This window comes from Pseudomonas sp. GQ91 (assembly GCF_059758795.1).
On sequence record NZ_JCAXED010000011.1, the window covers coordinates 125,353 to 137,847 of the forward strand.

Annotated in this window: 17 protein-coding genes; 2 read left to right on the top strand and 15 right to left on the bottom strand. The window is 59.8% G+C overall.

Going from position 1 to position 12,495, the window contains the following annotated elements; translation table 11 throughout:
• Positions 1-63: 63 nt before the first annotated feature.
• Together AC6CIA_RS17805 and AC6CIA_RS17810 are read left to right on the top strand one after the other, a co-directional pair.
• Complete coding sequence (locus tag AC6CIA_RS17805; RefSeq protein ID WP_084381338.1) at positions 64-495, top strand: PA3611 family quorum-sensing-regulated virulence factor; 432 nt, start codon at positions 64-66, stop codon at positions 493-495.
• A 347-nt stretch (positions 496-842) separates the two neighbouring features.
• Positions 843-1,952: an LOG family protein gene (locus AC6CIA_RS17810; protein WP_498313826.1), complete on the top strand. Its 1,110-nt coding sequence runs from the start codon at positions 843-845 to the stop codon at positions 1,950-1,952.
• A 64-nt stretch (positions 1,953-2,016) separates the two neighbouring features.
• On the opposite strand, the gene recX is transcribed toward AC6CIA_RS17810, so the two are convergent.
• The 15 genes from recX to AC6CIA_RS17885 all read right to left on the bottom strand — a co-directional run bounded on the left by recX (position 2,017) and on the right by AC6CIA_RS17885 (position 12,435).
• The gene (gene recX, locus AC6CIA_RS17815) at positions 2,017-2,484 is read right to left on the bottom strand and encodes a recombination regulator RecX (protein WP_498313828.1); all 468 of its coding nucleotides are present in this window, start codon (positions 2,482-2,484) and stop codon (positions 2,017-2,019) included.
• A gap of 8 nt (positions 2,485-2,492) precedes the next feature.
• On the bottom strand, positions 2,493-3,551 hold the full coding sequence (gene recA / locus AC6CIA_RS17820) for a recombinase RecA (RefSeq protein WP_339532126.1): 1,059 nt from the start codon (positions 3,549-3,551) through the stop codon (positions 2,493-2,495).
• An 83-nt stretch (positions 3,552-3,634) separates the two neighbouring features.
• Positions 3,635-4,135 carry a CinA family protein gene (locus tag AC6CIA_RS17825; protein WP_339532125.1) on the bottom strand — a complete coding sequence of 167 codons (501 nt, stop codon included), beginning with the start codon at positions 4,133-4,135 and terminating at the stop codon, positions 3,635-3,637.
• A gap of 81 nt (positions 4,136-4,216) precedes the next feature.
• The gene (locus AC6CIA_RS17830; RefSeq protein WP_498313830.1) at positions 4,217-4,753 is read right to left on the bottom strand and encodes a lysis system i-spanin subunit Rz; all 537 of its coding nucleotides are present in this window, start codon (positions 4,751-4,753) and stop codon (positions 4,217-4,219) included.
• Complete coding sequence (locus tag AC6CIA_RS17835) at positions 4,735-5,292, bottom strand: glycoside hydrolase family 19 protein (protein ID WP_498313948.1); 558 nt, start codon at positions 5,290-5,292, stop codon at positions 4,735-4,737. Before AC6CIA_RS17835 ends, AC6CIA_RS17830 begins: the two co-directional genes overlap by 19 nt.
• Before the next feature lie 20 nt (positions 5,293-5,312).
• Positions 5,313-6,323: a phage late control D family protein gene (locus tag AC6CIA_RS17840; protein WP_498313832.1), complete on the bottom strand. Its 1,011-nt coding sequence runs from the start codon at positions 6,321-6,323 to the stop codon at positions 5,313-5,315.
• Positions 6,324-6,332: 9 nt separating this feature from the next.
• Positions 6,333-6,545 carry a tail protein X gene (locus tag AC6CIA_RS17845; protein ID WP_084381344.1) on the bottom strand — a complete coding sequence of 71 codons (213 nt, stop codon included), beginning with the start codon at positions 6,543-6,545 and terminating at the stop codon, positions 6,333-6,335.
• Entirely contained in the window at positions 6,538-6,921 is a 384-nt protein-coding gene (locus AC6CIA_RS17850; protein ID WP_498313834.1) for a phage tail protein, read from the bottom strand. Before AC6CIA_RS17850 ends, AC6CIA_RS17845 begins: the two co-directional genes overlap by 8 nt.
• Entirely contained in the window at positions 6,921-8,663 is a 1,743-nt protein-coding gene (locus tag AC6CIA_RS17855; protein WP_498313836.1) for a glycine zipper domain-containing protein, read from the bottom strand. Before AC6CIA_RS17855 ends, AC6CIA_RS17850 begins: the two co-directional genes overlap by 1 nt.
• Before the next feature lie 128 nt (positions 8,664-8,791).
• Positions 8,792-9,373, bottom strand: coding sequence for a phage tail assembly protein (locus tag AC6CIA_RS17860; RefSeq protein ID WP_498313838.1), 582 nt, complete (start codon positions 9,371-9,373; stop codon positions 8,792-8,794).
• A 94-nt stretch (positions 9,374-9,467) separates the two neighbouring features.
• The gene (locus AC6CIA_RS17865) at positions 9,468-9,974 is read right to left on the bottom strand and encodes a phage major tail tube protein (RefSeq protein WP_084381347.1); all 507 of its coding nucleotides are present in this window, start codon (positions 9,972-9,974) and stop codon (positions 9,468-9,470) included.
• Entirely contained in the window at positions 9,974-11,140 is a 1,167-nt protein-coding gene (locus AC6CIA_RS17870) for a phage tail sheath protein (protein WP_339532118.1), read from the bottom strand. Before AC6CIA_RS17870 ends, AC6CIA_RS17865 begins: the two co-directional genes overlap by 1 nt.
• A gap of 2 nt (positions 11,141-11,142) precedes the next feature.
• On the bottom strand, positions 11,143-11,346 hold the full coding sequence (locus AC6CIA_RS17875; RefSeq protein WP_498313841.1) for a hypothetical protein: 204 nt from the start codon (positions 11,344-11,346) through the stop codon (positions 11,143-11,145).
• 88 nt (positions 11,347-11,434) lie between these two features.
• A complete protein-coding gene (locus tag AC6CIA_RS17880; protein WP_498313843.1) occupies positions 11,435-11,671 on the bottom strand; it encodes a tail fiber assembly protein in 237 nt (78 codons plus the stop codon).
• Positions 11,672-11,682: 11 nt separating this feature from the next.
• Positions 11,683-12,435 (bottom strand): hypothetical protein, encoded by a 753-nt coding sequence (locus tag AC6CIA_RS17885; protein ID WP_498313845.1) that lies wholly within the window; start codon positions 12,433-12,435, stop codon positions 11,683-11,685.
• Positions 12,436-12,495 lie beyond the last annotated feature (60 nt).

Below are 12,495 nucleotides of genomic sequence, written 5' to 3' on the forward strand. Positions count from 1 at the left end.
GCGTCACTGAACGCACAGCGCAGTGACGGGTCTATGGACCAGTAACCGAATCAGGAGAGTTTCATGCTGCGTCTTATGTTGCGCCTTGCCGCCCCGACCGCCGCCTTGGCGCTGGTTTTGCCTCTGGGCGCCCAGGCAGCTTCCTTGCTGGAGCTGCAAATGAACAAGAAGCTGCAAAGCGTGGCGACGGAAAGTAACAAAGACCTGCCCCGGGAAATTGACGAGAAAACCCTGGAAGTGGCCTACACCGTCGAAGGCATGCAGTTGATTGATCACTTGAGCGTGATGCCCGACCGTGCCGAGCAAATGCGCGCCAACCCCAAGGCCGTGTATTTTCAGCTGGGCCAGAGCGTTTGCCTGAACAAGGGCTACCGCGAACTGATGGCCAAGGGCGCAGTGATGCGTTATGAAATCACTGAAAACAAGACCAATCGACCAGTGGCGTCGGTCAAGTTTCAGGAATCTGATTGCCCGGCACCGGCGAAGAAAAAGTAACCGTTGTTTACCGCACGCCGCTGACCAGCGGCGCTGCCGCCCTCCCCCCGCCTAGCCGTGCCAAGCCCAATAAGCGATTGCCAGGCATGAGTTTTTGGGCTCATGATCAAGTCATCCAGTAACAATTCCAGGGCAAAAGAGGCTTGCCCTCGCGTTACTTGCAGTGCAAAGGTTTTTAAACATAAGGAACATACAGAGCCGGTTTCGTCGCCCTCGACTGCCCGAGGGTCCGGCGAACTTTCATGCCCTGTCCGGCGACATGCCGAGGCAGGCAGCGACACATGAGTGTCGGGGTCTCGATGAATCTCTCGTCGTCACCCAGGGTTCTGTGAAGAAGGAGAAGTTGAATGCCTGACCTACCGAATGACCTCCTGCTCCGTCATTTTCAAGAAAACGGGACCGATCTCACTCAGCAGATCGACGCGCAACTCAACCTGATTGCCCCCGACAGCCCGAACATCCCTCTTTACCGTGACATGATCCTCACCGTGCTACGCATGGCCCGTGACGACCGTGACCGCTGGAACGCCAAAATCACCTTGAAGGCCATACACGAACTGGACCATGCGTTTCGCGTGCTGGAGCAGTTCAAGGGGCGCCGCAAGGTCACTGTGTTCGGCTCCGCACGCACACCGCTGGAAAGTCCGCTCTATGCCTTGGCCAGGGAAGTCGGCGCCGCGCTCGCGCGCTCGGACCTGATGGTCATTACCGGCGGCGGCGGCGGCATCATGGCCGCCGCTCACGAGGGCGCGGGTCTGAAGCACAGCCTGGGATTCAATATCACGCTGCCCTTCGAGCAACATGCCAACCCGACCATTGATGGCACGGACAACCTGCTCTCCTTTCACTTTTTCTTTACCCGCAAGCTGTTTTTCGTCAAGGAAGCCGACGGCCTGGTGCTATGCCCAGGAGGCTTCGGTACCCTGGACGAGGCGCTGGAAGTGCTGACCCTGATCCAGACCGGCAAGAGCCCGTTGGTGCCAGTGGTGCTGCTGGACGCGCCCGGTGGCAATTTCTGGCAAAGCGCCCTGGATTTTATTCGCAGCCAGTTGGAAGCCGACCGCTACATCCTGCCCACGGACCTCAAGTTGCTGCGTCTTGTGTATAGCGCCGAAGATGCGGTCAATGAAATCAATCAGTTCTATGCCAACTTCCACTCAACCCGCTGGTTGAAACGCCAGTTTGTGGTGCGCATGAATCACCCTCTCAGTGATCACGCCTTGGCGCATATTCAGACGGCCTTCGCAGACCTGCGCCTCAGTGATGACTTCCATCAACTGGCCTACGCGGGGGAAGAACACGATGAACCCCACTTCAGCCATCTGACGCGGCTGGTGTTCAACTTCAATGGCCGTAATCAGGGCCGCCTGCGTGAGCTGGTGGATTACATCAACCTGCCGGAAAACTGGGCTGAATCCCAGGAAAAAACTCGCTTACGCGCTACAGAAACGGCATGAGCCAAACGCAAAAAAGGCCCGCTATTTTCATAGCGGGCCTTTTGGCGGGTGATGGCTAACCATTTCAATCATCCATCTCTCGGCCGCTCAACAGGCGACTGATCATCTCCATCGAGAATCCTCGATAACTCAGAAAACGTCCTTGCTTGGCACGCTCTCGAGCGTCAACAGGCAGATGGCCGGCAAACTTGCGACGCCAGGTATCTTCCAACTGCGCTTGCCAACTGATACCGCACTCACGCAGCGCAAGATCGATGTCGGCGCGTTGTAATCCGCGCTGGCTCAACTCTTCACGAATTCGCGCCGGGCCGTAGCCAGAGCGCGCTCGATAGGACACAAAACTTTCGAGATAGCGGGATTCTGACAGCAGTCCCTCTTCCGTCAAGCGGTCGAGTGCCGTATCAATCATCTCGGGAGAAGCGCCGCGCTGACGCAGTTTGCGCGTCAGCTCGACTCGACCATGCTCGCGTCGTGCGAGCAGGTCCATTGCGGTGCGCCTTACGGCGACGAGCGTATCCAGTACCACCGTCATCGTTTGACTCAGATATCAGCGTCTGCTTCTGCCATATCGTCAACAGGTTCACGGTTGGCCGCAGCCTTGACGTCTGGCGCCGCAGTCAGCAGCTTGTCGCGAATCTGCTTCTCGAGAGCCGCCGCAATATCCGGGTTGTCTTGCAGGAACTTGGCCGAGTTGGCTTTGCCCTGACCGATCTTGCTGCCGTTATAGGCATACCAGGCACCGGACTTCTCGACAAAACCGTGCACCACGCCCAGGTCGATCATCTCGCCATTCAGGTAGATGCCCTTACCGTAGAGAATCTGGAATTCAGCCTGACGGAAAGGGGGAGCCACCTTGTTCTTCACAACCTTGACACGGGTCTCGCTACCCACGACCTCGTCGCCTTCCTTCACCGCGCCGGTACGACGGATGTCCAGACGGACCGAAGCGTAGAACTTCAGCGCGTTACCACCGGTGGTGGTTTCCGGGCTGCCGAACATCACGCCGATCTTCATCCGGATCTGGTTGATGAAGATCACCAGGCAGTTGGCGTTCTTGATGTTACCGGTAATTTTACGCAGCGCCTGGGACATCAGACGGGCTTGCAGGCCGACGTGCATGTCGCCCATTTCGCCTTCGATTTCAGCTTTTGGCACCAGCGCGGCCACGGAGTCGACAACGATCACGTCAATGGCGTTGGAGCGCACCAGCATGTCGGTGATTTCCAGCGCCTGTTCACCCGTGTCCGGTTGCGAAACCAGCAGGTCGTCAACGTTGACCCCCAGCTTGCCGGCGTATTCAGGGTCCAGGGCGTGCTCGGCATCGACGAACGCGCAGGTGGCGCCCAGCTTCTGTGCCTGGGCAATCACCGACAGGGTCAGGGTGGTCTTACCGGAAGATTCAGGTCCGTAGATTTCAACGATACGGCCTTTTGGCAGGCCGCCAATGCCGAGTGCGATATCCAGACCCAGAGAGCCAGTGGAAATAGCCGGGATCGCCTGACGGTCATGATCGCCCATACGCATTACGGCACCCTTGCCGAATTGACGTTCGATCTGACCCAGGGCCGCAGCCAAGGCTTTCTTCTTGTTGTCGTCCATTAAAGTCCTCACGTAATCAATAAGGCCTGACGGCCAACACCTGTATAAGTAGACAGTATTGTTCCACAAACATCCGGGATCGCCTACCCCTGATTTTCTATTTCTGCTGCAGCTCGTCGCAATAACCCCTCAAGCGCGGCTTTTACCGTCTGTCGGCGGACTTCATCGCGGTCGCCCGTAAAGTGCTCGAGTTCAGCACTGACGCCCTCGCCAACGCCCCAGGCCAGCCAAACCGTGCCCACCGGCTTATCCGGGGAACCACCGTCCGGGCCGGCGACGCCACTGACCGCCACCGAGAAGCGCGCCAGGCTTTTTTCCTGGGCGCCCCTGGCCATGGCTTCGACCACTTCACGGCTCACCGCCCCGACCCTGGCAAACAACGCTTGCGGCACGTCGAGCTGGAGCGTTTTCTGGCGGTTGGAATACGTGACGTAACCCGCCTCGAACCAGGCGGAACTTCCCGGAATCCGGGTAATCGCTTCGGCGATACCACCACCGGTACACGACTCGGCCGTGGTGACGTGGGCATTGAGCACCTGCAAGCGCCGACCTAGTTCAGCGGCGAGTTGGGTAATTTCCTTCACGGTCGTCTCCTGGAATGGGCGGGCGTTTGCCTACCCTACAGGAGGCAGTTGCAGGCGCAAGTGACAGACTGGATCAGGACGCTAGCGCGCAATGGCACGCACATAGGCCTGGCATGCCCGCAGCGCAATCAATCCACTATCGCCGCTGTCGGTGATGCCGATAATTCGTTGAGCATGCGTCGGGTCAAGTTCGGCTCTCTGGGTTCCATGAACCACGCTGCCGGAGGGGGCGGCGGCTCGCAGCGGGCAGCCACTGGCGGGAGCGGCGGCGTCGAGAAGGACTGACAAGCGCACATCAGCAGTGGCCAGGCGGTCGCGCAAGCGCCCTTGATCACGTTGTGCATCACTTAACTCCCGGGCATGTTGTTGGTCGCTGGCGCTGAGTCGCCGCTCAAGGGCCAAGCGTTTTTCCTGCTCGGCTTGCTGTTGTCGCAATGCCGCCTGACTGTGTTGATTGAGGGCATCCATCTGCACCGCTGCCTGATGTTCAAGCCGCGCCGTATAGCGCCAGGCCTGGAGATGCCAGGCAAGAGCGAACGCGGCGCCGAACACGATGGCCAGCAGCACCCGCCCAGCGATCAGTCGATAGGCGAGCGGGATCAACTCGAAGAAACGCACAGTACCGCCCTCGCCCGCGCCCACAATTGCAAACGGTGCTCCAGGCCGTTGACCCCGCCGTTGATACGGCGAGTGATCGTGGTGAACTGATCCTTGTCGGCCAGCTCATTCAAACCATTGCTTTTCCAGAACCAGGCGGCGGATTCGGCCGCCCATTGCGGCTGCTCCAGCAGCTCTGGGAAAAACAGCAGGCGATCATCGCCAAACAACGCCTGGCTGCACACCCGATAATTACGCCGGCCGGTGATCTGAATCAGCCCACGACCACGATATTTCTGGCCGTCACCGTCAGCTTCGGGGGTGTTGCCCAGACGCGCGGCCAAGGTCCCCGTGTCGTATTTGCTCAGGTAGCGATCACCGCCCAGTTCACGCACGTAGCGCAGCTCGCCGGATTCGTGACCGATCTGGGCGACGAACGCAGCCATGCGCGGGGGCGCGATGATCTGATAATGCAGCATTGCCGCGTTCAGCGCGGATATGAAAACGCCCGCTTGGGAGCGGGCGTTGGGCAGAATCTGTTGCAGTTGCGCGAGTGTCATCATCCTCAATCTCCGTTTACTCAGGAAGCCAATCCCCTGGCCATGATCGAACTGCGATAGCCGGCCGTCGGGTCGCCGGAGTGCGTCACCTTGTCAATCGACCACCGCCCCTGCATATACCCCGGCCAGGTTTCATCCAGCAGCAACAGCCCTTCCGCGGACAACAACGGATTGCCAGGGCAATCAATCGCTATCGTCAGCCCTTCACGCCCCACGCGACGCAGCTCACCCTCGGCGACGGCGCGTGCCTCGTCGGCATTCTGACAACGCTGGCGCAAGGTCTTGAACGGCGCGATACCGACCTCGACCACCCGCTGCCGGGAAGCTGCCGCATCCCACCAACTGACACGGCAGCCCTGGTATTTCGCGCGGGCTTGTTCATCGATTCTGGCGCTGATAAACGCCTGTTCGCCGGGGCGGTTATCGTTGGTTATCGACAGCCGCACATCCGGCAATTGCTGGCCAGAGAGCGACTTGACCTGACCACTTTCAGCCAGCACATACAGCTCATTGACCGGTTTGGTCACCGCGTTGTAGCGCCTGGCGAGCCGGGTGATAAAGCCCATGTCGGTTTCGTTGGACTGGTCGATGTGAGGTATCGAAATCCCGTCCAGCGCAGGCGCGACGCGGGGCGAAAACCCATGCCGCGTCGCCAGTTGGCGAAACAGCGCGCCCAGGGTCGTGGGCCCGTGGCTGGCGGAGCGGCGCTGCCGATAACCGCTTTGGTCAGCCACGCTGAACGGTGCTGCCGTCGCGACGATAGCGAGGCGCATGGGAAACAGGTAAGGGGTTCTTTGGGTAATGACGAATTCGCCTTTTTCCACCAGACCCGATTCCAGGTAACCCACGCGCAAGCCGATTTTGCCGCCCAGGCTGGGCAGGCCTTCGAGGCCCTCAATATTGATGGTCAATTCCAGCCGGTCGGACTCGATCCCGGCCGCGTCAGTGTGCTTCCACTGCATCAACCGTGGATTGATCAACGCCCCGTTGGCCCCGTAGATTTCCACGGTCGGGGTAAATCCCATTGCCATGACGCCTCCTTAATCCCAGGCCGAAACCGGACGCGCAGCGCCGGGCCGCGCCTCCATTTCGGGCACAATCACCCAGATCCCCGCCGGCAGCACCGGACCATGCTCAGCGAGGCCGGGATTCAGCCGCCAGAGGGTTTCCTCGGCAGCGTCATCACAACGCCCCAGCTCGCGGTAAAGCAGCAGGTTGACCGAATCACCGGCAATACTCCGAACTCTACGCATTGACGAACTCCTCCAGCACCAAAGTCCACTTGATCAGCATGGCGGTGCCGTCATCGATCACATTGGCTTGACTCTCTGTCAGCGCGACGATGCGCCACAGCCCCCAGTTACGCCCGATGCCATCCACCAGCGGCAACGGTGCCCGCGCGTCCTGCAGGGCCCGCAATTCATCCAGCCGCTGCATGCCCACCGCGGCCATGGCGCTGCCACCAAAGGTCAGCTTTTCCAGTTTCTGGCCGTTCTGTCGCGACTGGGGTTTGCTGGCGACAATCTCCAGATTGGCCCAGCCCCCATCACTGCTGCGCTGGAGCGTGGAATAGGCAAAACCTCGCGACAGCCCGAAAATGAAGCTGCCCAATACCATCTGCTGCCGCATTAATCACCTCCATCGGTCAGTGCTGCATTGCGCCGGACCGCCAGTGAATCGGTCAGCATCGGCATACATTGGTTCTGCAGGGTTTGAATCACCAGATTCGCCAGCTCCTGGGCGCTCGCCGGGGCCTGGCCGCTGATCTGGATAACCGGCGCGAAGTTGATCTGCCGGTTATCCGCTGGCGCGCTGGTCAGTTGTGTGCCGACCTCTTCGGGTGAGCGCAGACGATCCACCAGACCGCCGAGTTTGTCGCCCATCCATGCGCCGGCCTCACTGCCCAGCAGCCCGCCCAACGCGCCACCCACCGCGGTGCCGACGCCGGGAAAAATCAACGTGCCGAGCGCCGCGCCGGCGGACGCACCGCCCCAGGCGCCACCCGCTGTACCAAGGCCGCTACTGACAGCGCGCATGTCGCCGTCGCGCACGCCCTGCACGGCTTCCATCGTCGCCGTCGCGACGCGCAACGGGGTAAACCGCCGCGTCGCGACGGATTCCAAGCGGCTCATGGCACCCGACAATCCCGTTGCCAGTCCCTTCGCCCCTCGGCGGGACACCACGTTGCTCGCAGGTGGCGCCATGGAGGGGGCCAATGAACTGCCAGGCAAACCGCCCGGTGACCGAGCGACGGACGTCTGCAAAAACGGTTGCAACGGCTCGCCCTTGATAGTGAGCGCAGGTACACGCTCGACTCGCTCGGTGCGCTGATACAGGTTCAGGTCGGATCGTTTATCGGTGCGCGCCGGCTGCGCGGCCTGCGCAGACAGCCGCGACTGAACCGGCCTGTTCGGCTTGGGCAACCCGACGCGCCGGGGTTGCAGCTTGCCCGGGGAGCGCGCCTTGCCTTTCTTCCTGACGGTGTCGCCCACGCTCTCGGGCAACCGCGCAGTCGTGGCATCCAACGCGCTGCGCTTAGGGCTATCCGGGCAACAACACGAGGCGTCCTTGCCTTTCTCTTTGAGCAGAGCACCGAGCGGCCCGCCCAGCTTGCCGGCAGCCTTGTCGATGAGGTTGCCCGAGACCCGTGATTTGATCGTATCCCACAGCCCGGAGACGGCTTCAGAAGCGAGAAAAGTGACAGAGGGCGCCACCGCGCCAACGGTTTTAACCGCGTCAGCCGCTGCCGGCGAACGGCTTGCCAGGGTGTTGATACCGTCGACCACAGCGGTCTTCACGTTGAGCGAAGGCGCTTCCAGCCACACCGAAGCAGCCCCAAGGGTGTTGGAAAGGCGTGCCTTGCTCTCGCTGTATTCGTCTCGCTTGAGCTTGATCGACGACGCGGAAACATCGGAGTCGGCCTTGGCATAAGAAAGGTGGTTACCTGAAGACCGAAGCGCACCTGCCAGATCAAAAATCGGTCCATCACCCAGGGTCATGGCTTCGCGAGTCAGACGCAGGTCCACCGCGACGACCGGTGATTCTCCGGTTTTGTCCTGCTGCTCGTCTGAAGGCCTGCTGTCGGCACGCTCTTCGGCTTTCACAGGACGAGCATCGAATGCGTTGAGCACTGACAGCCGTGTGTTGAGCGCATCCAGATGACTGCGCAATAGCCCCAGAGACAGCGACAACCCACTCAGTTCGAGCCCCACATTCAGCAGGTTCAGCCCCGAAGGTGGCTGGACCTGGTCCAGGGCCGAGGCCCCCGTGAGCGGTTGTAACGAGCCAATGTGACTGATATCGGCATTCCCACCACTGCCGAGCCGGCCATCCCTGGCCGCGACGTAGATGAGCGAATAGTTTTCTTGCATCCCGCTCTACTCCTGTTTGACGCCAAGGCGAGTGATCGCAATGTCGTAGCGGCGCAATGCTTTACCGGCGTCCCAATCAAGGATCTCCGTTTCGTTGACTGAGTAAATCAGCGGCACGACATCGAGGATTACGTCGATGTCGCGCTCCGAAAGAAGGCCGCCGGCTGGTTTAAAAAATCGTCGATCCGCTCCTGCAGTTCGGTCCAGTCGGGCACGCTCAAGCCTGCAAGATCGGGAATCATCAGGCCGCTGCAGTGGGACGTGATGAACTCGGCGCGCTCCTTGGCCGTGGTGAGTTTTTTCATCACTTTGGTGGCGCGCAGGGCGGGCATTTCCAGGGACAGTTCGGTCAGCGTGCGGCCGGCGACGTCGAGCGGCAGCAGCAGTTGCACCTGTTCGCGGGTCAGGGACTCACGACCTTCAGCAGCGTCCTCCAGGAAGAACGATGCCGGACGCGTTGACATGTCATGTACGTACTGGGCAATGCTCACGTAGTCCGGACGCTTGAGTTGGTCGAGTTCCTTTTCCGACAGACCGGTCGCGAGTTTCGCCAGCTCGAAGAACTGCTCGTCTTCATCGTCACCGACACGGGCAAGGGCTTCTTTTTGCGGCGCGTAGAACAGTGGCTTGAGTTGAATCTGCTCGATCATGACGCCGCTGTCGGCGGTGATCGGGGACAGCAAGAGGTGAAGTGGAGGCATCCAGGCCATAAGGTCAATTCCTTGATAAACGGCAATCCAAAAACGTCAAAAAACCAGGGCGGGCAGCCACATTGGCGGTGCCCGCACCGGATCTTCGACCGCCTTACGGCATCAGCACCGCACGCCGGGCATCACCGAGGATGTCGACGCCGTTGAGCATGAATTTCTGCGTGCGCACGTCGATGTCGATCACCGGCACGCCATTGTCCAGGCGGTTGTAGGTGCGGCAGGAAAGCTCCAGGGTGGTGGTGGCCTTGTCGCCCATCTTCAGCTTGGCTTCGGTCAGGGATTTGAGCTTGCCGCCGACGGTGTGATAGGTGAAGAAGGTCTTGCCATCCTGGTCCTGGCCCGCTTCACGCACGTTCAGCAGGATGTCTTCACCCAAGCGAACGCCCAGGGCCAGCATGATTTCCGGACCGGCGCCTTGCAACACCAGGGTGGCCCCGAGCACCTTGCCGCTCTTGGCCATTTCCTCGGCGATGAAACGCCCGCCGGACATGGGTTCCATGTCGAACTCGATCTTCGGCGGAGTGAATTCTTCCACAGTCGCCGACAACGGCAGGCCTTGGAGGGTGGCCGCAATGGCCTGTCTGACTCGGTTGGTAAACATTAGAGAACGTCCTCCAGGAACTGCTCGATGATTTCATCGCGGGCGTTGAGTTGATAAACCATGTGTTCGTTCGGCGCATAGCGGCCGTAGTCGATGACGATGAACCAGGTGCCGTTCTTGTACTTCTCGACGCTGTTGAGTTCCGGATGCAGGTACACGCTGCCGCCAGGAATGGTTTCGTCGGCGACCAGGGTTTGCAGCCAGTCGTTGATGCGCTTGACCTCCTGATCCATGAACGACTTGGTCAGGTTATGCGCCATGGCCTTCTGGCCGGCCTTGACCAGCTTGCGGCTGATGGCGTCTTCCAGGCCGACATAGCTGATGAACTTGCCGGTGAGCGAGCGGTTGCCCAACAGCGAGAAGCCGCCCAGGATGGTGCGGGCGTAATAGCTCACGCCGTAGCGGTTGAGCAGGTCGCCTTCGGTGGAGGTGTCGAGGATGTTGTACTCGACGACGCGGGAAACATCCTCGGCGAAAGTCACCTGATTGCCCGGGCTTTCCCATTGCTTGACCTTGGCCAATGCGGCGATGGCCAGCGACGAGGGTGCCAGGAACACGTTTTTCTTGGCCGCCTTGGAATACACCGACGGCATGTTGTGCACCAGCAGGCAACGGTCGAAACCGAGGTCCGCGCCGCCCAACTCACCGCTGTAAGTCACTTGGTCGGCGACTGCGGCATCCTTGCCATCCAGTACCACACGAGCCTTGATACGCTTGCCGAAGGACGCGAACTCACCAGCCACCGCCTTGCTCCCGGTAAAGCCTGGAGCGCCGATGATGGTCAGGTCCTCGGGGACGCTGCTCAGGGCGGCGAGGCCCAGTTTGCGGCCGGTGACCGGCTCGTTGCCGCCGATCACATTATTGATTGTGTCGGCCGGGGTGGCGCCCTCTTCGACGATCACCACGTAAACCGGCACCTTGACCACTTTGAGGATCTGGTACACCGCCTGAAACAGTGTGCCCGCCTCGGCGCCGCTCGGGTCCAGCAGCGCCTGGGTGGTAAAGCTGTTGATGCGAAACGGCGCGTTTTTCGGGATCGACGCATGCGCATTGGGCGCGGTGCCGACCAGACCGATCACGTTGTCACCCAGGCCACCCATGGCCTCGGGGGATTCAGTGGCATTGACGGTGATGCCGTTATGCTCGAAGTTCAAAACCTCAGCCATGATTATTCAGCCTTCTCGGTGGTGGCCTGCGTGGCCGGGTGGGTGTCCTTGGCGGCATCCAGGATGCTGGTCAGCTCCAGACGACCGGCGGTGCGCAAGGCAGATGCTTCGACGTCCAGCAGATCAAGTTCCTGACCGACGGTGGACCAATGGCCACCTCCGATGGGGAACGGGATGAGGACGGTGTAGGTTTGGCGGTTGGCCATGATGGAAAATCTCCGGGTATAAAACGCCAAAGCCCCTGCGGGAGGGGCGTTGGGGAGGCGAAAAAAAACCGCTTTCGCGGTGTGGGGATTACTTCAGGAAGGCCGGTTTTTCAGGCCACACCACCGCGTCCGGGTCAGCACCTTGATCGGGGATGTCTCGCAGTCCTTGACGGTAAGCCATGAACACCGGCCGGTCCTTATCCGGCATTGGATAATCAGGCATCGCCGCATAATCGCTGGCAGCCAGGTCGGCGTCGCGGGAGGCGCGGACCAGTTTCCACTTGATTAGCGGATGCAACTCAGCGGGTACAAATTCAGGTTTCATCAATATTCTCCTTAACCCAAAGCCAACATAGTTCCCCAGTCGGCTGGATGAGTAACAACACCCGTGCAGGCACCAGCGAGCATCACCTCGACCACGCCTTCGTCCGATGAGCGCGAGGGATGGATATGCATGTAATGTGAAAAAATTCCAGTCGGTGGGATCACAACCGAACACCAGCGCCACTTGCCTTTCTCGCTTCCAGTAGCCCAGACCCCACTAACAGTCCCCTCTAACACTCGAACAAAAGCGCCAATGGTCGAGTGTGTGTTCAAAGTCAGAGGCGTACCCCCGCTGACCCTATCGCTATCGATAGCATAGGGAAATGCAAGCCAATGAGTTCCAGTGTTTACCGACCACTTCATTTGCCAGACGTTAATATCTTTTCGCCAATATTCAGAGGCGCCAATATTAAAGCCGGGAAACTGCTCACTCACATCAGTCTGGACTTGTCGCATAAAATCGATATCACTCTGAGGGCGACCGGCACTTTGAGAGAGCTGAGTGAGAGTACGCAACTTCTTAGCAGTAACGTGCTGATGCACAGCCCAACCATCAATCAACTCACCTGTGGCATCCGGCGCCAAAGTGAAGTTCTTCGTTAGGGCCAACCGGGGCAACCGGCGATCCAGACCCGCTAGCTGCTCTTCATATTTTCGACGGGCCTCCGCAATAGCTTTGTCGATCTCTCCAACCTTACCTGTCACCACACCTGTCAGGTTATTTGCCGCACTTACTACGGCGGCCAACTGCTGTTCTGTACTCAATGTTCTAACTCCTTGTATGTAATGAGCTCTTCCTTGAAGTGCTATCAGACAGGTGAAAAA